At 37.5% G+C, this 19,250-nt stretch carries 25 protein-coding genes; 3 read left to right on the forward strand and 22 right to left on the reverse strand.

The features are described from left to right. Positions 1–22: 22 nt before the first annotated feature. A complete protein-coding gene (locus tag ACGLXV_RS14345) occupies positions 23–283 on the forward strand; it encodes a hypothetical protein (protein ID WP_391559160.1) in 261 nt (86 codons plus the stop codon). A gap of 42 nt (positions 284–325) precedes the next feature. On the opposite strand, the gene ACGLXV_RS14350 is transcribed toward ACGLXV_RS14345, so the two are convergent. The 3 genes from ACGLXV_RS14350 to ACGLXV_RS14360 all read right to left on the reverse strand — a co-directional run bounded on the left by ACGLXV_RS14350 (position 326) and on the right by ACGLXV_RS14360 (position 1,915). After that, positions 326–931 (reverse strand): dienelactone hydrolase family protein, encoded by a 606-nt coding sequence (locus tag ACGLXV_RS14350; RefSeq protein WP_391559161.1) that lies wholly within the window; start codon positions 929–931, stop codon positions 326–328. A 28-nt stretch (positions 932–959) separates the two neighbouring features. After that, positions 960–1,136, reverse strand: coding sequence for a hypothetical protein (locus ACGLXV_RS14355; RefSeq protein ID WP_391559162.1), 177 nt, complete (start codon positions 1,134–1,136; stop codon positions 960–962). Positions 1,137–1,228: 92 nt separating this feature from the next. Then, complete coding sequence (locus ACGLXV_RS14360; RefSeq protein ID WP_391559163.1) at positions 1,229–1,915, reverse strand: hypothetical protein; 687 nt, start codon at positions 1,913–1,915, stop codon at positions 1,229–1,231. 186 nt (positions 1,916–2,101) lie between these two features. Here ACGLXV_RS14360 and ACGLXV_RS14365 point away from each other — a divergent pair, with 186 nt between their 5' ends. Next, entirely contained in the window at positions 2,102–2,560 is a 459-nt protein-coding gene (locus ACGLXV_RS14365) for a hypothetical protein (RefSeq protein ID WP_119707881.1), read from the forward strand. A 55-nt stretch (positions 2,561–2,615) separates the two neighbouring features. Here ACGLXV_RS14365 and ACGLXV_RS14370 read toward each other — a convergent pair whose 3' ends face one another. From ACGLXV_RS14370 to ACGLXV_RS14445, 16 genes are all read right to left on the reverse strand, one after another. Then, a complete protein-coding gene (locus ACGLXV_RS14370; protein WP_391559164.1) occupies positions 2,616–2,996 on the reverse strand; it encodes a VOC family protein in 381 nt (126 codons plus the stop codon). 23 nt (positions 2,997–3,019) lie between these two features. Continuing rightward, on the reverse strand, positions 3,020–4,240 hold the full coding sequence (locus tag ACGLXV_RS14375; protein ID WP_391559165.1) for an MFS transporter: 1,221 nt from the start codon (positions 4,238–4,240) through the stop codon (positions 3,020–3,022). 24 nt (positions 4,241–4,264) lie between these two features. Then, entirely contained in the window at positions 4,265–5,284 is a 1,020-nt protein-coding gene (locus tag ACGLXV_RS14380) for an ROK family transcriptional regulator (protein WP_391559166.1), read from the reverse strand. 159 nt (positions 5,285–5,443) lie between these two features. Continuing rightward, positions 5,444–5,521 (reverse strand): YjcZ family sporulation protein, encoded by a 78-nt coding sequence (locus ACGLXV_RS14385; protein ID WP_084362022.1) that lies wholly within the window; start codon positions 5,519–5,521, stop codon positions 5,444–5,446. A gap of 99 nt (positions 5,522–5,620) precedes the next feature. After that, positions 5,621–6,055 carry an SRPBCC family protein gene (locus ACGLXV_RS14390; RefSeq protein WP_391559167.1) on the reverse strand — a complete coding sequence of 145 codons (435 nt, stop codon included), beginning with the start codon at positions 6,053–6,055 and terminating at the stop codon, positions 5,621–5,623. Positions 6,056–6,086: 31 nt separating this feature from the next. Next, on the reverse strand, positions 6,087–6,884 hold the full coding sequence (locus tag ACGLXV_RS14395) for an SRPBCC domain-containing protein (protein WP_391559168.1): 798 nt from the start codon (positions 6,882–6,884) through the stop codon (positions 6,087–6,089). Positions 6,885–7,020: 136 nt separating this feature from the next. Next, a complete protein-coding gene (locus ACGLXV_RS14400; protein ID WP_391559169.1) occupies positions 7,021–7,725 on the reverse strand; it encodes a YjjG family noncanonical pyrimidine nucleotidase in 705 nt (234 codons plus the stop codon). A 12-nt stretch (positions 7,726–7,737) separates the two neighbouring features. Further along, complete coding sequence (locus ACGLXV_RS14405; RefSeq protein WP_391559170.1) at positions 7,738–8,268, reverse strand: dihydrofolate reductase family protein; 531 nt, start codon at positions 8,266–8,268, stop codon at positions 7,738–7,740. 80 nt (positions 8,269–8,348) lie between these two features. Then, on the reverse strand, positions 8,349–8,663 hold the full coding sequence (trxA, locus tag ACGLXV_RS14410) for a thioredoxin (RefSeq protein ID WP_391559171.1): 315 nt from the start codon (positions 8,661–8,663) through the stop codon (positions 8,349–8,351). Positions 8,664–8,677: 14 nt separating this feature from the next. Further along, on the reverse strand, positions 8,678–9,028 hold the full coding sequence (locus ACGLXV_RS14415; protein ID WP_391559172.1) for a MerR family transcriptional regulator: 351 nt from the start codon (positions 9,026–9,028) through the stop codon (positions 8,678–8,680). A 122-nt stretch (positions 9,029–9,150) separates the two neighbouring features. Next, positions 9,151–9,714: a histidine phosphatase family protein gene (locus ACGLXV_RS14420; protein ID WP_391559173.1), complete on the reverse strand. Its 564-nt coding sequence runs from the start codon at positions 9,712–9,714 to the stop codon at positions 9,151–9,153. A gap of 106 nt (positions 9,715–9,820) precedes the next feature. Next, positions 9,821–10,666, reverse strand: coding sequence for a pentapeptide repeat-containing protein (locus ACGLXV_RS14425; RefSeq protein ID WP_391559174.1), 846 nt, complete (start codon positions 10,664–10,666; stop codon positions 9,821–9,823). Between the two features lie 71 nt (positions 10,667–10,737). Beyond that, on the reverse strand, positions 10,738–11,028 hold the full coding sequence (locus ACGLXV_RS14430) for a hypothetical protein (protein ID WP_391559175.1): 291 nt from the start codon (positions 11,026–11,028) through the stop codon (positions 10,738–10,740). Between the two features lie 14 nt (positions 11,029–11,042). Continuing rightward, positions 11,043–11,336, reverse strand: coding sequence for an antibiotic biosynthesis monooxygenase family protein (locus ACGLXV_RS14435; protein WP_391559176.1), 294 nt, complete (start codon positions 11,334–11,336; stop codon positions 11,043–11,045). 20 nt (positions 11,337–11,356) lie between these two features. Further along, complete coding sequence (locus ACGLXV_RS14440) at positions 11,357–11,809, reverse strand: GNAT family N-acetyltransferase (protein WP_391559177.1); 453 nt, start codon at positions 11,807–11,809, stop codon at positions 11,357–11,359. A gap of 235 nt (positions 11,810–12,044) precedes the next feature. After that, entirely contained in the window at positions 12,045–13,211 is a 1,167-nt protein-coding gene (locus ACGLXV_RS14445) for a TraB/GumN family protein (RefSeq protein ID WP_391559178.1), read from the reverse strand. Positions 13,212–13,451: 240 nt separating this feature from the next. On the opposite strand from ACGLXV_RS14445, the gene ACGLXV_RS14450 reads away from it, so the two are divergent. Then, complete coding sequence (locus ACGLXV_RS14450; protein WP_391559179.1) at positions 13,452–15,053, forward strand: ATP-binding protein; 1,602 nt, start codon at positions 13,452–13,454, stop codon at positions 15,051–15,053. 41 nt (positions 15,054–15,094) lie between these two features. On the opposite strand, the gene ACGLXV_RS14455 is transcribed toward ACGLXV_RS14450, so the two are convergent. From ACGLXV_RS14455 to ACGLXV_RS14465, 3 genes are all read right to left on the reverse strand, one after another. Beyond that, positions 15,095–16,786, reverse strand: coding sequence for a methyl-accepting chemotaxis protein (locus ACGLXV_RS14455; RefSeq protein ID WP_391559181.1), 1,692 nt, complete (start codon positions 16,784–16,786; stop codon positions 15,095–15,097). 107 nt (positions 16,787–16,893) lie between these two features. Beyond that, positions 16,894–18,075 carry an acetyl-CoA C-acetyltransferase gene (locus ACGLXV_RS14460; protein ID WP_391559182.1) on the reverse strand — a complete coding sequence of 394 codons (1,182 nt, stop codon included), beginning with the start codon at positions 18,073–18,075 and terminating at the stop codon, positions 16,894–16,896. 285 nt (positions 18,076–18,360) lie between these two features. Next, positions 18,361–19,200, reverse strand: a complete 840-nt coding sequence (locus tag ACGLXV_RS14465; protein ID WP_391559185.1) for a Cof-type HAD-IIB family hydrolase — start codon at positions 19,198–19,200, stop codon at positions 18,361–18,363. Positions 19,201–19,250: the final 50 nt, after the last annotated feature.

A 19,250-nucleotide genomic window follows, 5' to 3' on the forward strand; every position in this document is an offset into this window, starting at 1 on the left:
AATATCGATGGGAGGAATTATTATGGTCCAGGAAAATGCACAACAAACGAAAATGGAGAAGATTTTTCAAACCACCTGCGGCTCATTCGAAAATTGTACTGAATCCAGTATCCAGTCATTTTTACAACAATGTGAAGAAAACGGCATTGACTCACAATTCTGCATGAGTTGGGTTGAGCAGCACAAATCAGAAATTTCTGATTGGCAAACGGTCTCAAAAGTCTCTCTAGAATGGATGAATCAACACACATCAACGGGATCTCCTATTTCTTTTTCAGAATAAAATACAGTGGAGATTTTCCCTCTCCACTGTATTTTTGACCGTTTAATTGATGGGTATATTGGGCACCTCTAGACTATCTAAAAAATCTACCACACTTTGAAATGCTTCTTCGGCAGAATGTTTATTATATTTCATAGAGAAGGGATCACTAAATCCATGTTTTCCTTCGAATTTGTTTACTTCCACGTTCTTTTCTATTAATTTAGGAATTAAATCGTCTACATGAAAAGCTTCTTCTTTTTCAGGAAAAAATAGTATTACAGGACATTTTGGATAGACATTCATGTAATCTCTTATTCTCGACCCATAATATCCAATTATCCCATTAACGCCTTCATCATCACTACAAAGCCAAGAAATAGTTGCGCCCACACTAAATCCGACAAGATAAATTTTCTTATACTTTTCCCTATATTCATTGATCATCTTATTGATCTTGTCTCTAGCCATTAAAAAACCGAGTTCATTCATAAAATGCTGATATGCTGTTTCTTCTTGGTCATAGGGAAAGGGTTGTTCTTTATTTAAAAGATTAGGGCAAAAAACCTCATATCCCAACTTGGCAAAATGATTACAGTATGTCTTAATATGTTGGTTAACTCCATATATTTCATGGATTACAATGATGAGTTTGTCAGACTTATTCAATTTACCACTCCTACTTGTTTCACCACAATTATTGGGATCCACCCGTATATTTATTATCCCCCATCATATAGTTTGAGCTGTCTCCAGGTTTCGCGTTCGGGTTGGTTGGGATGTGGGGATTATTCTTATTTTCCTTTCTTTTCCAATCAATCCAGAAAGCAAACGAAATAACAATGAAAACAGAAGCTAGAAATACCAAGATCAAAGCACCAACCTCCTAATATTTCCATTTTATCAAATAGGATCATCCATTTATACAATAAAAGGACTACTAATTAGTAGCCCTTCTCAATTTCATTATCCAGTGATTGTAGCACTCCAATTTCCTCCACCTTGGTCACATGTAAAGTTTCCGGATGCTCTTCGCCCTTCTATTCTACCTGTGTAGGTACAGTTGTTTCCATCGCTGCTATTTCGACGTTCAATTCGAACCTGGTTTCCTTGTTGCTGCATTCGTAAGACAGCTGTTATTGGATTTGCACCTTGTCTAGTCCATCTACCATCAAATACATTGCTATTTCCTCGTCGTGTCCAAATTCCTCTCCAGCCACCTTCTACTACTTCCCATCTTCTTCCTAAATCTGGTTCTGCTGGTCCTCTTAAAATCGTACCGCTCCAAGAACCGCCGCCTCTGTTACACACATTGCTACCTACTACTCTGTTTCCTTCAATTCTGCCTACGTACTGACAATTGTTTCCATCGCTACTATTTCTTCTTGAAATACAGACGAAATTGCCGTCCACAGTCATTCTCAATACAGCGGTAATTGGCGTTTGTCCGGCTCTCGTCCATCTGCCATCAAACACATTGCTGTTTCCTCGTCTTGTCCAAACGGCTCTCCAGCCACCTTCTTCCACTTCCCATCTTGTACCTAAATCCACTGGTTGTCTTAATGTAGAAACAGATGGATCTTCATAATAATAATACGGTTGGACTGGTTGATAATTGTAGGCATAGTAATATGGGTTGCCGTAGTTGTACATAGATACAACCTCCTACTCATGTAATCTATTTATAATTAATCATGCATTTCATCATATGCCTAAATTTTTAAAATGCCCCACTTGAAAGCTAGGTCATAATGATTCTTAATTAATTTAAAATCATACAATTGACTTAATACGAAAGATTAAGGGAATATTATGTAAAAAAGCACTAGGTGGTGTACCATGTTCAATCAAATTTTATTATGGACGTTACTACTTGGTCCCTGGTTGTTACTATTTTTTCTAAAAAAGAACAAATTGAAACGGTTCTTTCCTGCTGGAGTATTTGGTTCACTAGTTTTAACTTTCGTCTTTCAACTTGCTGATCGATTTAAGTGGTGGGAAATCAAAGAGAATATTATTCTCCTCACGAATACAACCACATTTGTGTACGGTTTGTTTTTAGTTGGAACGGTGATCATCATGTACTTTACTTATGGAAAATTTCTACTGTACATGCTTACAAATTTGGTAATGGATTCATTATTAGCTTTTGGGATTAGCAAATGGTATGAGTATTTAGGTATTTACAAGTTAATAAATATTACTTCTTTTGGTGTTCTTTTACTCAGCTTATTTGTAGCTGTATTGATTTATGGTTTCCAAAAATGGTTGGAGCCTGTTTTGGTAAAAGATAGCTAGGCCAACATAATGGAAAAAAAAAGCCACCCTGAAAGGTAGCCTTGTTAAGGAAGTATTAAACGGTTAACTCAATTAAATTCCCTTCAGGGTCCTCTATTACACTTTCATAATAGCCATCACCCGTCAGACGTGGTCCATCCACGAGCACATACCCATCTTCTTGAAGCTTTTCCGTAAGTTCATTGACCTTTTCTCTACTGCCAAGTGAAAACGCGACATGTGCCCAACCGATTCTGTCAGCTTGATCTTCTTTATTCACACCTACTTTGCGCATAATCTCTAAACGCGCTCCACTTTCGTATTGAATAAAATAAGATTCAAAGCCTTTTTTCACATTATGATACTTTTCATTTGACTTTCCGTTAAAGTATCTTTCATAAAAAGCTTTCATCTTTTCTAGATCTTTAACCCAGATGGCTATATGCTCAATTTTCAATTCACTCCGCTCCTCCCTATTGGTTACATAGCAGTTGATTCAGTATTTCTTTTTAATAAAATCTTCCTATCGATCATGACCCTATTTAACTTTTCTGAAGCCAAAAGCATACCTATTGCAAAGAGTACGATCACATAAGGAAAAATACCTATCGTTGTATGAGAAGCCACCAATCCTAGTATTGGTGGTAAAAAGGTACTTCCCGTATACGCAAGCGCCATTTGATAACCCATGATCGTCTGAGAATGTTCCTTTCCAAATCGCGTTGGAGTTTCGTGTAACATACATGGAAAAATGGGTGCCAAGCCTAAACCAATTAATATTAAACCTACAAGTGAAAAGATTGATGGTATGGGTAATAACATAAGGATCGTTCCAGCGAGAGCTGTCATCTGACCTGAGCGAATTAATGTTTTATTATCAACCTTTAGCGTAATAAATCCGGTCAAGAACCTTCCTATCGTAATGCCTCCATAATATACAGAAATCCACTGAGCAGCTACACCAACAGACAGATCTTTTACGTTTACCAAATAACTACTTCCCCAAAGACCTACACCTGCTTCAGCACCGCAATAAAATAAAAACGTAGCCATGGCTAACTTTACTCCCTTAATTTTAAGAGGCTTTTCATTTTTTGTAGTTTGACTGATAGAAGAATCTATTTCAGTGTTTAGTTTGTTAGTCGATTTACTAGCTACCTTTTCCCATAACGGCAAGGTTAAGAAAAGAATAACGACTAATCCAAACTGAAGGCCAGCAATGGTAAAATATCCACTTCTCCATGATTGATCTCCCGTAAGAAACGAAGACATAATAATCGGCCCAAGCGTAGCCCCCACTCCCCAAAAGCAGTGAAGCCAACTCATGTGGTGTGCCTTATAGTTGGCAGCCACATAATTGTTTAAAGCAGCATCCACGCAACCCGCTCCTAAACCAAGAGGGATTGCACAAATAAACAGCCAAATCATTGATGGTGCAAAATTAAATCCAAGTATTGCTACAGCCGTCAGGAGACAGCTAACAAAAGTCACCTTACCAGTACCGAACCTATTAAGAACTTTTCCTGTAAAAAGACTCGAAACAATCGTGGCACCTGCAATCGTCATAAACAGCCATCCAGCCATTTCCATAGGTGCTCCGTATTCTGCTCTCATTAATGGCCATGTAACTCCTAACAAGGAATCTGGTAATCCTAAGCTTATAAAAGCCAAATAAATAATCACTAAGAAAAATGTTGCCATTAGAAGTTCTCCTCTCTTGTCTGCTTACTTACTTGTTTTAGTGATCATGAGCTCGAGCCCTAAATTCTGTAAACCTAACAAATAGTCTTGTTTCCAGTTGCTTTCGGTTAATTGAGGAAGATGTTCACGTGGAACATAGGTCGAGCTTTTCTTTTTAATCTCTTCAAGAACTTCTTCATTCACTTCATCATGACAAAAAATAATCAAATGAGGGTTTATTATGGCAACAAATGTAGCTACTAACCTACTTACCGCATCCAAAGTATGATCATCAAGAAATGCCGCTCGATTTTCTAAGGCTTGAGAGAAGTTTTGTTTTTCGTACTGTGGAACAAATGATACTTCACCTGAGAAAAAGGAACTCCCACGCACCACGTCTCCATTAATTAGAACTCCGGCACCTGGACCATTCTTGCCAAAATACAAGTATACGAGGGACTGATTGTCCATATGCTCAAGCGATTTATAGTAGCCAAGTACCGCTGCATTCATATCGTTTTCGATTACGACAGGGATAGAAAAAAGATTTTCATAATACCCTTTTAAATCAAAGTTCTGTAAATGGTCATAATCAGGTATGTAAAATATACGTCCATTATCAACCGATCCAGGTACGCCAATCGCAATGGAGGCAACTTTTGGATACTCAGTAATGATGCCCTGAATACATTTGGTTAATAAACTCAAATCGTTATTCTTTAGTACGCTTGACGTGTTCCCTTGTTCTTTTACCTCACCCAAACAATTAAATACGGTATAGTGGGTTTCATTACTTTCTAAAAAAATCGCCAAGCCCAGCATAAACTCTGGATTGTATGAATAGCGTTTGGCTCTTCTTCCTCCACTCGAATCATCAAGGCCAACGACCAACAGTTCTCCATCCTTTTCCATTTGCGCGAGAAATTTGCTAATCGTAGGAAAACTAATTCCTAATTTATTGCTTAATTCGACTTTTGTTGCACTCCCAAGTTCAATTAATCCAGATCGGATTCCCCTTAAGATGAGGTTTTTCATTGATTTCGGAGTTGCTATTAAGTCACTCATCTATTCATTCACCACCGTTCCAAGACACTTATTAAATATCTTTAATAAGTTACAAAGATACAATAGCATACTAAAATCGTTCACACAATAACAAAATTTTATTAAACTCAAAAAGAGTCAACCAGTTATGGCTGACTCTTTACATATTCACAATGCCATTTAGGCAACAAATGCTGTACCAACAATAATTAACAAGATGAATAGTACAACGATTAACGCAAAACTATTGTTATACATTCATTCACACCTCCTCAGAGTTACAATACTATCCTATGATGATAGAAAGAGATCGGAAGGGCGAATGCCTATTATAACTATTGGTAAAACCTGCTATTCTTAGTCCTCAAGTATCTTTTTGATCTTTTTCAAATCCTTCATATTCGCTTTCTTCATCATCGTAGTCATAAAAGGAGAGAAAAGTTTAGAGAAACCAGTTGGATTTCCCCGATTTCGAAGAGTCATACGAGTAACATCACTTTCAATAGACTCCCATGTATATATTGTCTCCATTGGAAACGGACCAGCAGAGGTCTTCATAACTAACTTCTCCCCTGGTTGGAATTCGATAATCTCATAAATATAAGCAAGCTCTCGTCCGAGGAAATTAGCCTTAAATGCAATTTGAGATCCTTTCTTTACAGTTTTTTCAGTTTTCCATTCCGCCGACTGTATATTCACATACCACTCTGGAGCATTTTCCGGATTGGATGCGTACGTTGATACTTTTTCTAACGGACGATTTATGATGATTTCTGTAAACACGTCTACCATGATAATGTTCCTCCAGTTCAGATTGGATCATCTATTGTACGTTATTATTTTCTTCAACATATTTCTTTAATAACGTGCCGAGAAGATGTTTCCATCCATGATTATGTGATTCCTCCCATTCTTCTTCAATAACACCTGAAGCAGTATGAGATAATTGAAGGGTTGTAACACCATCTTTTTCAGTCAATCGATAGGTATATGCACTATTAACTGCCCCTTGCATGCCTAAATGACCATGTATTCGAATTTCCTCTGGAGCATTTACATAATACACATTTCCCCATACCGCTCCATCATTTTCTCCCCATCTTTCAATAAATTGTCCTCCTGGTACTGCATCAAATGAAAATGTTGAGCACACACCTTTTGGAGCTATACGAAACTCCCACCAGTCTTCTGCCTTCTCGGTCAAAGCTTTAAAAACCTCTTGCCGTGGTGCGTTTATGACTACTTCTTGTTCAATACGAAACACTTGTGCTTGATTTGAATGATCCATTTCTAGTTCTCCTCCTGTTTGTTCAGCTAATGATTTTAAATTCAGAAGTGATCGGGCATCCTTTTTCATATATTTCCCTACCCATCTTTCGTTCATTTCCTCTAAAGGAATGACATTAAGATAATTAAATCTGTATTTCCCCTCGCGTCGAACAATTACGAGATTGCCTTCTTGCAAAGCTGATAAATGCTTCATAATCGCATATCTTGAGACTTCGGGAAAAAAATCATTTAGTTCTCCCGTCGTTTTTGGGGATTGTTTCAATATATCAAGAATGCGTCTTCGGGTCGGGTGGCCCAGTGCTTTAAAAAGAGCCGAAAGTTCGTCATCCATCACAATGATCCTTTCCAGATTGGTTTTAAATATAACATGTTACCTTTTGGTCACTTATTATATGTGACTATATAGTAACATGTTAAATAAAAAAAAGGAAGAGCTTAATATCAAGTCGCCACTTCCTTTATTATTCCTATGAGGTTTTCACCAAACTTGGTAGAATCTCATGTATCTCCTTTAACTGTTGAATCTCAAAAGTAGGACTAAGCCCTGATTGATTTTCTTTTCGTAACGGGTTAAACCAACAGGTATCTAGACCAGAGATCTGTCCACCTTTAATATCTGCAGATAAAGAATCCCCGATAATCAAACCCTGTTCTGGAATATAGTTTGGAATTCTGTCAAACACATATTCAAAGAATTCCTTCATTGGCTTTTGAAACCCTGTGTCTTCAGAGACAAAAATATCCTTAAAATATGGATATAAACCAGAGTCTCTAAGTCTTCTATCCTGCGTTTTGGACACGCCATTCGTTACAATGTACAGTTCATATTGAGGCTGCAATTGTATAATTAAGTCCATTGCACCGTCAATAAGCTGATGTCCTTGCTCTAAATAACTGCGATACTTTCTTTCTAATAAACTTCCATTTACTTTCAAATCGTAATGCATAAAGAAAGTCGAAAATCTCGTGTTGAGTACCTCGTCTCGATCAATCTTTCCGTTTTCATAAGCATTCCACAAACCCTGGTTTATCTCTTTATACCTGCGTTCGTCTTCTGCCGTTAAGTCCATATTTTGTTCTGCAAAGAGAGCGCGTAACGCTTCCTTCTCCGTAGCTTGAAAATCTAATAACGTATCATCTATATCAAAAAATAAATACTTATATGTTTTCACATTATTTCCTTCCTATCTTTTAACCATATAATGCAACTCAACAAATTGATTGAATCTTTTAATTCCCTTTAACTCAAGCTTCTGTTCAAGCTCGTATTCCTTAAATAACGGAATCCCTGCCCCAAGTAAAACCGGAGCTACGGTAATCGTGAGCTCATCCACAAGCTTCTCTTTTAAAAACGAGTGAATCAAGTCTCCTCCACCAACTAACCAAATAGACTTCCCTTGTTGTGCTTTAAGCTTATTTATAAAAGGAATAACGTCATCCGCAACAAACTTCACATGTTGATCGTGCACCGGTTGTTTACTTCTTGAAAATACAAAACTCTCTTTTCCTACGTACGGAAATTGTCCATTTACCTGGTTCATCACCCAGTCAAAGGTCCTTCTTCCCATGAGGATTGTGTCTACTGTTTCATAAAATTCTGAGTATCCATTATCTCCTTCGCCTTCTACTTGAAAAAGCCAGTCAAGTGATTCTTCATTAGTGGCAATATATCCATCCAAGCTCGTCGCTATGAAAAGAACAACCTTTCGATTCATCCATTTTCCCCCCCTAGCAGTAAAAAAGCCACCATGAAGGTAGCCATTTTATTTCCATAAATATCATTTTATCATATTTGTTATATGATGAAACGATCAATGATTGTACTAATTTGTTCTCTACTATGCAGACCACGCATCGTATTGATCAGCTCCCCATCCTTGAATACTAATAGAGTTGGCAACCCCATAATTCCAAATTGGGATGCTAGTTCAGGTTCTTCATCCGCATCAACTTTCGCAATCACCACACGACTTCCGTATTTCACTTCAAGTTCCTCTAAAATCGGTTCTTGCACACGGCACGGAGGGCACCATGGAGCACCAAAATCCACTAATACAACTCCCTTTTTTTCTACTTGTTCATGAAATGTTTCTTGACCTAGTTCCAACATTACTTGTTCCTCCTTTATCGGTCATCTTTAATCGCTGCCACACGTTCCATTAAATTTAATCGAATCATTTGAAGCGTCTCAATCTGCTTTTCAATTTCCTCCAGTTTTTCCTCGTAAATCGGCAGTACTTCTTTACAAAAGGTTTCTTTATTTTTAAGAACACAATGTAAAAACCCAGAAATCTGATCTATGGAGAGTCCTAAATCCAAATAAAACTTGATCGTATGGACTTGGTCAACGGCAGTTTCATTGTATATGCGATAGCCATTTGATAATCTCGTAGGACTCAGAATTCCCTGCTCCTCATAATACCTTAGGGAACGAATACTCACCCCCGTTAATTTAGATAATTCACCGATTTTCATTGAGGAGACTCCTTTCATACACTTGATACTTCCATTCTAAACCGTAACACTAATGTGAGGGTCAAGATTTTTTTGAAAAATAAAAAGAGTCAAACCTGTTTGATTAACTCCTTCAATAAAATTCATTTAGTATATGTAGTAACTTGCCAATGCTTCATCGCAGGTCTCTTCGCGCCTGTCCATCCCATTTGTAAAAGTTCTTTCGCTATTAAGATATTAAAAAATCCATGTCCGACCAATACCACAGATTGGGATTTTTCAGCCGAACGGACTAGTTCCTCTGCAGCTTGTTTGGCTCGATTTTTTGCATCCGCAAAGGATTCACATTTTCTAGAATAACCCGCAACCCACAAGCACCTCATCAAGACTGCCCATCCGCTCGGCTGTAATTTTACTTTCGAGAAAAATCCTGAAATTGTTGGCAACTCTGTTTCTCTGAACAAAGAATCGGAAACAAGATCCACTGTGGGAATTAATAATTTTGCAGACTCCCTAGACCTATATAAATCACTTGTATAGACCATAATGGCTGTTGCCAATTTTTTTTTCGTTTCCTTCGGGTAAGTTTCTTCTGCATAAACCCCATGATCATCATACCTAGTTACCCAGTCTTCAAATTGTTTAAATGTAATCCAATCATTCTGTACCCATTTTGATCTTCCATGCCTTATTAAAGAAATCTCCATAAATATATCTCCCACTGAAAAATAAATAAAAAAGCAATGTAAATGAAATTTACACCGCCCAACCTGATCTGAATCATTTGTAAATTCTCCTGTGATATATGTTAACCTACGTTAACCAATGTTCCGGTACTTTTAAGTGAGATGGTAATTTAGTATTTTTGTCGCCTTCCGCGGCATTTACTTGTGCTTGTGTAAGAAAGATACTGCCTTGTAAATTAGCGCCATGTAAATTGGCATCCCTCAAATCGGAACCAATAAAGTCACAATACCGTAAATCACTTTCACGAAGGTCCGCAGCAATTAGAAAAGTACCCCTCCAACTCATACCTTTTAAGTTTGCACCTTTTAACTTGGCACCAATTAAATCCATGCCTTTTCCAACTTTTTTCTGATGATTTTTATCTTTTTTCACTTTATGACGAACAAGCTCACTTGATTTTAAAAGGTATTCATTTACGACCTTACGATGATTTGATACACTAAGATCCATTAATGAATTCGGATTTAGTTTCGTAAGGGCTTCCGTCTCCTCTAGTACCTTTTGTATCTCATTATGAATGGAACGAGTTTCTGCTAGAATAAGTGCTTCCTGTAAATAATACAACATCTCGTGAAGCTGCTGCATGATTGGAAAAACATGAAACATTTCCTTTGCTGCATTCTTGTCTTCCCGCCAATCTCTACCTTTATAAGTAAATTGAGAAACTTTTTGTCCAGCTCCAAAGCATTCATACACGGTGCAGCCTTTATATCCCTTCCCCCGTAAACCCTCATGAATTCCGCAACGATAATCTTCCTGAAGGTTTTTACAAGGTACCCCTCCATCTTTATCTACTGCAAAATCAGCTGATTTGATAAATGGCAAAGCGACACAGCATAAACCAAAACAATTTTCACAATCAGCTTTATAATTTATAAAAAGACCTTTGTTTGTTATAGTTTGATGAGACAACCTGTACACTCCTCTTCCAAATATAAACAACAAGCATATTTCTATACATCCCTTTCGTGTAACGGACCTTTTCATGTTAAAAAGGGAACTAAAATGAGAAGTAAACTTACACCTGAAACAAGTACATTCGTAACTTTCTTTGGAAGCTTTTCTCTTCCCTTCCCCTTATACCATCCACTAAACTGCCATCTATTCCGATATAAAACAAATAAGAGAATAAAGATAGAAAGAGAAACCATCCACTCTTTATTAGCTATATTTACTCCTAGAAATTCATAAATAAATGTAAATAGCATCCCTAACAAGCTCCCAAGAAACCCGAACAATAATATGATTCTCACTAGTTCTAATAGGACCCTCATAGTCTGCCTCCGAGTTAATGTTCAACCTTACTAAAATGCTCTACTGTCGGAAACGGGTCATAGAATTGGTGTAATAAAAGTTTCCACTCCTGGTACTCTGCTGACCCACGAAATCCAATTGTGTGATCCTCTAATGTGTCCCACTTCACAAGTAACAAATACTTTCCCTTCACTTCCAAACAGCGCTGTAACTCATGTGACTGATAGCCTCTCATACTGGAAATAATTCCGGATGCTTGTCGAAATGCCTCCTCGTATTCCTCTTCAAGACCCTCTCTAACCTGAAGCATAACCGCTTCTAAAATCATAAAAAACTCCCCCTTTTTTCTTACAAATCTCTTGATAGTCGAATCATATCTCTACAATGGATACCATTTTCGTAGATTTCCTCTGGGTAATTCTTACTAAAAAAGTCGACATCTACACCCACAATCCGAAAGCCACATTTTTGATAAAGAGCCAGCTGTCCAATACTGGAATTACCCGTACCAATTTCTATTCGTTGAAATCCACGATCTATAGCTTTCTGGATAGCGTGCAAAACAAGCTTTTTGCCAAGCCCTTTCCCTTGTTCACTCTCTATAACGGAAAGATTCACTAGCTCAACGGTTTCAGGTCTAGTAGGGAGTAGAACGTAAACACCAACTACTGTGTTGGAGTCTTCAGCTATATAGCAATCTCCCCTTCTAATATACTCTTCTACTATTTTTCGAGAAGGATCAGCTTCAAGCAACAAATCGAATGGGACTGATTCCCCTGTATTAAGCTTTCGTATTTTCATATAGAATTCTCACCTACTGTCATGGTACTTTCCATTATACACCATTTTTATTTTTTTAAATGGAAAGAATTCTGTTCTTTCCTGTCAGATAAATAGAGTACCAATTTTACATAGCTTAATTTACTTCCCCCTATCCACTAAATTCTGAATATCTAAGTGACGAAACCGTAACAATTGCTCCCGCCCAAAATAATAAAAAAGATGAAGACCCCCTTCGGATCTTCATCTTCCTATATTATAAGTTCTCGAAGAACACTCGGATGACATCTGCTCCGCCAATGACTGTTCCTAGTGTACTTCCAAGGTTTGATAATACAACAATTAGCAAGATTCGGCTAACTTTGTTTTTCCAAAATCCTTTTACACTAAACACGTCTTCAGACAGTGTTTCAAAATCTTTAACACTTGGGCGTCTGACATAAGCTTGGGCAAGTCCGGCAAACCAGCCTGATGCGAGAACTGGGTTTAAGGATGTAATCGGAGCTGCCAAAAAGGCGATTAAAACCGTCAATGGATGTCCGAGTGCAATTGCTGCTCCTAATGCTGATAACCCACCATGCCACAAAATCCAACTGAACGTTTGAGATAACCCTGCCTGCGGGTTCGCGATAAACGTATACGCAATGATTGCTAAGATCATCACAGGAATACTCCAGCCAATGATTTTTGGCCATTTTGATTTAGGGGGGACAGATGTTAGCTTTGTTAAGTCCTGTTCTTTTTTAATTTCTTCCTTGATTCCAGGTACATGTGCTGCTCCAAGTACGGCAACAATTTTCTCCCCTGGCGCCTCTTTTATTTTTTGTGCAAGATATTGATCTCGTTCATCGATAAGAGGTTTCTTTAATCGCGGAAAGGTTTCCGTAAATTCATTAAGGATCGCTTGAAGCGTATCCTGACTTTTCATTTTTTCCAATTCTTCTTCCGTAATACTTTCCTTACTAAAAATACCTGCGATCACTTGGCTTAAAAGAAGCGCTTTCCCTTTAAGGCCAATTCCACCCCAAATTCTAGCAAAGGTAATTTGGATATTCCGATCGGCGAGTACAAGTGTTGCGCCTGTTTCTTTCGCTGATTCAATTCCTTGAATCATTTCCTGTCCTGCTTTTATGCCAAATTGATTAGCCATCCGATTTTGAAAGGAAGAAATAGCTAAATTCATTAACAATAAGGAAGCTTTCTTTTCCTTAATCACTTGTATGATATCCATTTCTTTCCACTTATTTCCATCCGTAATCGATTGATATCTTTGCTTATCCAACTCTACACAGACAGCATCAGGTTTCTCAGTTTCAATAACCTCCTTCACCTGCTCTGCACTATGCTTCGACACATGGGCGGTCCCAATAAGTATGTATTCTTTTCCGTCAAGATGAATTCTTGTAATGTTTTCTTCTACCATAGATACCTTCCTTTAAAAACCATCACGTGATTTGTCTACTAACCTAATAATGATGTCTATGTTCTTTTTGTCCATTATAACATGAACGCGCTACCGATTGCGCCTTTTACTCTAGCTCGATTTTCTCGTTAATTGTGCACATCTATTTAAATTCCTCCTATGTGGCAAATCACTAGGATAAAAGATACATATTTCATGTTATAATACAATTTGCATTTATTATTTTTGAGGTGCTATTCGATGAACGAAAAGGAACCACGTTATATCACACTTTCAAAGAGGAAGTGTAAAGAAATCGGGATGGATCCAAATGAGATCGTTCGTCCCAGAGTAACTTTATCCAAATTAGAGGTTCAAAAAAGACAAGAAGCGTATAGAGAAATACTGTCCGTTGTTCGTTTCTTTTCAGAAAAACTGATTTTCACTTTACAAGAAACGCCAATTTTCATCGCTATTTCGGATTCAGAAGGTTACTTATTAGACCTGGCAGGTGACGACCTCATAAAGTCTACTATTGATCAATTTGGTATTCACTTGGGAAGTTTATTTAGACAAGAAGATACAGGAACGAATGTAGTTAGTTTGGCGTTAGAACACAAGCATCCCGTTCAGTTAGTGGGAGAGGACCATTACCACACCTTTCTTCATGAAATGGCGTGCTATGGCGCTCCTTTTCATTACACAGATGAGGATAATCTATTAGGTAGTGTAAATATCATGGTCCCTGTTGCTTTTCACAATCCCTTATTTTTGCCAATGCTTACCCAATTAGTGGATTCCATTGAGAGAGAATTGCTTTTAAGAAAACAAAATCGTAAGCTTAATATCTTTAATCAAGTATTAATAAATGGAGCTAGAAACGGAATCATTATTTCTAATGCAAATGGGATGATTTTAGAATTTACTGATTTTGCTAAGCAAATTTTTGATAAACCTTTTACAAATATTTATGAACTTCCCATTTTAGGAGACTATTTCAAGAATGTCCTTACTATGGAGGAAATTTATGATAGTAAAGAAGTCATTTTTCAAAGTGCTTTAGGAGACCCAATTATTTGTCTTTTTGATGCACAACCGATATATGAGGGTGAGAAGGTCATTGGAGCGTACGGACAACTACGTGACATGACAGACCGCTTTTTTATGGAGGAAAAGATAAAAACGGCTGAAAAACAAGTACTAGCAGGGCGAATTGCGGCTGGTATCGCGCATGAAATAAGAAATCCTCTAACAACTGTACGTGGGTACCTCCAATTTCTTGAAAAAGAGGTGGGGAGTGATATCGGTCAATTATTTTCGAATCTACTCATTCCGGAAATTGATCGAGCGAATAAAATTATTACAGATTTTCTAAGTATTGCAAAGCCTTCCGAAAAAGTGTTTGAACGCATCCAAATTAAGCATTTCTTTACAGACTACTTATGGAATTTCCTTAAAAGTGAAGCTTTGCTGCACAATGTAAATCTGGACTTTAATATACCACCACATACGGAGAATCTTTTCATCTTATGCAATCGCGAAGAGTTGCTTCAGGTATTTATTAATCTATTTCAAAATTCTTTACAGGCTGAACGGGATATTCCCCTAGCCGTAAGTATCTGTACTAATTTAAAAGATGAACATATCCAGATAACGTTCAGTGATAATGGGAAAGGTATTCCTGCCTCTATTGTGACGAATATTTTCGAACCATTCTTTTCAACAAAGGATATGGGGACAGGATTAGGCCTATCGGTCTCGCTAAAAATAATTGAGAACCACAATGGTCAAATGACTGCCAAAAGTATGGAGAATTCAGGAACAACTTTTGTGATTGAACTCCCCACTCATAAGGAAACCTAATAAAACAGCAGCCTCCATTACTAGGAAGCTGCTGTTTTAAGTTACACTTTAAATTTCCCTATTAACTGTTGAAGATCTTCTGCCATTTTTGCTAAAGAGTTTGATGATGAACTTATTTCATCCATTGCTGCCAGCTGCTCTTCTGTTGATGCCGCCATACTCTGGGTTCCAGCCGCTGTCATTTCTGAAGTGTCACCTACTTTTTCAATGGCAACAACCATTTGTTCCGTCTCCTTTGATATTTCTTGAACTGAACGTGACATTTTAAGGATCTCAGAAGAAACCTCAGATACCGATTGTTCTATCTCTTTAAACGACTGTCCAGCATGTTGAATGTATGATGTACCTTCATTTACTTTAATTGTTGTTTCATCCATAGAACGTAATGTTTGATTGGTGTCAGATTGAATGATGCCAATTAGTTGAGAAATTTGACTTGCGGATGCTGCAGATTGTTCTGCTAATTTCCGAACTTCATCTGAAACAACGGCAAAACCTCTTCCATTTTCTCCCGCTCTCGCTGCTTCAATGGCAGCGTTTAATGCTAAAAGATTCGTTTGCTCAGCGATTCCAGTGATTACTTTAACAATCTCACTGATTTGACCAGATCGTTCTCCTAGTTTTCTAACCTCTTGTGATAATTGCTCTACAGTTGAATGAATATCATCCATTTTTCCAGCAATACCTTCAATTGCTTTGTTCCCTTCAACAGCTCCTGTTGCTGTTGATAACGCATTGCTAGCAACCCATTCAGTTTTTGAAGCAATGGAACTTAATCTTGATGATAGATCGCTCACTTTAATCGAGGTATCTTTAACTGTTATTACTTGTTGATCTGTTCCTACTGCAACTTGTTCTACCGTGGAAGCAATCTGTTCCGTTGCTTTTGTTGTTTCCTGTGAGCTAACGTTTAGTTGCTCAGCAGCTGCTGCCACCTGATCTGCATTGTCACTTACTTGTTTCATTAAATCGCGTAATTTCCCTACCATCTGATTGAACGAATTAGCCATCACACCTAGCTCATCTTTGGATTTTAAATGAATAACATGTGTGAGATCGCCTTCACCTTCTGCAATATCTTTCAACCGTTTAGTCATCTCATTTAAAGGCTTCACAATTGATCTAATAATGAAAAATGCTACTATTACTCCAAAGATAATAGATAGACCAATTACAATGTATAGGATCAACGAACCTGTTTTTTGATCCGCATTTACTATCTTTTTATCAGCTTCTATTTCTTTATTTATTTTTGTGAGAAAAGTTTCTATGCTTGGATCTACTAGTTCTTTTCGAATACTTCTTTCCTCTTCCATGTGGATCTTTAATGCTTTTTCTTGCTCACCACTTGTATAGTACTCGACCATTTGTTGATTTTTTTCAAAATAGGTTTGAAGATTCGCTTGAATCTCTTTAATTTCCTCTTTATCCTCAGATGCTAAGCTATTCATTGAAGATAATATAGAAAAATAACTCTCTATTTCTTCTACTTTCTTTGCAATCCCATCAACTAACTCCATATCACCTGTTAGAAGAAAGGCTCTTTCATCATTAGATATTCCTGTAAATCGATACTGAAGAGACTTCAAGAACAATTGAATTTCTTGGTCTTCCTGCATTTCAAGGTAAGCGTTTTTAGTAGAATGTAATTGAAAAACAGATAAAATCCCTGTAACGATAAGCGATAGGAATAGAATAGTAACTAGAACAATTAATTTACTCTGTATCTTCAAGCATAGTCCCTCCTGAATATATTTCTAGGGATTATATCGACATTGTTTCTAACATCTTTAGCTACTTAATAGAAGAAACAAAAAAAGCGTAGATATCTACGCTTCCATTATCTATGCTCTATTACCATTGCAATTCCTTGGCCACCACCGATACATAAGCTAACAACAGCAAACTGACCATTTCTCCTTCTTAGTTCATAAGCCGCAGTTAGTAAAATCCTTGCTCCACTTGCTCCAACCGGATGACCAAGCGCAATTGCCCCTCCATTCACATTTGTTTTCGCACGGTTTAATCCAAGTGCTTTTTCAACAGCTAAATATTGTGCTGCAAATGCTTCGTTCACTTCGATTAGATCCATGTCATCAAGAGTAAGGTTGGCACGTTTTAACGCTTGAGTAATTGCTGGAACAGGACCAATACCCATTATCGTTGGATCTACTCCTGCCACGGCCCAGGATACAATTCTTGCAATCGATTTTAGACGGTTTTCTTGAATGAATTTTTTACTAGCAATAACAAGAGATGCTGCACCGTCATTAATTCCTGAGGCATTTCCGGCTGTAACGGTTCCATCTATTTTAAAAGCAGATTTAAGAACTTGAAGTGCCTCTATATTTGCATCAGGCTTAATATGTTCATCTGTCTTAACAATCTGAATACCCTTTCTTGTTTTCACCTCAACAGGTACAATTTCTTCATCTAAGATTCCCTTACTTGCAGATTGGGCCGCTCGCTGATGTGATGCTACAGCAAATTGATCCTGCTCTTCTCTCGTAATCTCATAGATTTGGGCCAGCTTTTCAGCAGTCATCCCCATTCCACTTCCTGTATATTGGTCGGTCAATGTTTCCAGCAGCATGTCGTCAAATTGGAGATTCCCCATTTTAGATCCGCTAAACCGCTGTGAGAAATTAGAGTAGGGGGATTGCGACATATTTTCTGCTCCTCCTGCAAGAACAAGGCTTGCATCACCAACTAAAATATGATGTGCAGCAGTTACAACGGATTGAAGCCCTGAACCGCACAATCGATTCAAAGTAAGCGCTGGAACCTCTTGAGGAACTCCACTGTGTAAGCCGATATGTCTTGATAAATAGGATGCATTTTTACTTGTATGAATCACATTTCCATAAATTACATGATCTATCTGATTCGGCTCCACCTTCGAGCGATGAAGTGCTTCAATGGCACTCGCTGTCCCTAGCTCCATAGCACCCATTTGTGAAAACACACCACCAAATTTCGTAAAAGCCGTACGTGCACCATCTACGATATATACATCTGTCATATTTGTTTTTACCCTCCCTTATTTTCATGTTCCCTTTTTATCTGTAATAATGTCATCAACTTATAGTAAACGCTTACAACATATATTCTTTTTTCACACTATCTTATTTCTTGCACCAGCAGAGTATTCTGAATATTCATTACATAATTACTGTACCAAAGGTCTATCTACTATATCAACCCAAACAATCACAAAAAAAATGGAAGTAGCTTCCACTACTTCCGTTACACACTTTTTTCTTGAATCCGCATGAATAAAGCTACCAGTACGGTAAGTGACAATGTTTTATATTAATTGATATTTTTTAAAACTATTATAAATCCCATCGTTATCATGCGTATCTGTAATATCATCGGCTGCTTCTTTCAGTGCTTCTTTCGCATTGCCCATCGCAATGCCAAATTTTACAAATTGCAACATCTCTAAATCGTTCATACCATCCCCATACGCGTATGTGTGCTCCCGATCAACTTGTAAATGCTCAAGCAATATCTCAATCGCCACTGCCTTATGAATTCCAGGTACAGATAATTCTCCACTATTTTCTCCAAACAGAGGAACCGTACTTGGTATCACATTAAATTTTGATGAGAATTCCTGCTTGATTTTTTCAATGGGAACGTTAGACCCTAAAAAAGAAATTTTATTTATATCCTCACGAATTAAATCCTCATCATCAATTAAGCAATCATGAAAAGGCTGTATTCCCTTTTTGACCTCTTCTTCGGCATGTGGATTTTCTGCTAAAAAGTTATTAATAATCCCTTGTATATGCTTCTTACAATTCTTACTCGCAAATAAGCCTCCATTTGACTCAAGATAAAAATCTATTTGATGCTTATTGAAAAACTCAACCAAATGTATGACATCTTCCGTAGAAACTCGCTCATGAATTAAGACCTTTTCGTCTACTTCAATGTAACCCCCAGCAGCACCAATAATCCCATCAAACCCGATTTCCATGATATCATGAAATAACTCTGCCTTTGAACGACCGGTACAAATAAATACTTGATGTCCATTTTCTCTCGCCTGTTGAATGGCCATTTTCGCTGATTCAGGTACTACTCCGTGTTCATTTACAAGTGTTCCATCGATATCCATAAAAATTACTTTTTTCAATATGATCACCTTTACTTGTTTAATTGTATTTGGACGAATTTCCTTTTACCGAC

The sequence above is a fragment of the Robertmurraya sp. genome (genome assembly GCF_036676585.1).
Lineage (GTDB): Bacteria > Bacillota > Bacilli > Bacillales > Cytobacillaceae > Robertmurraya_A.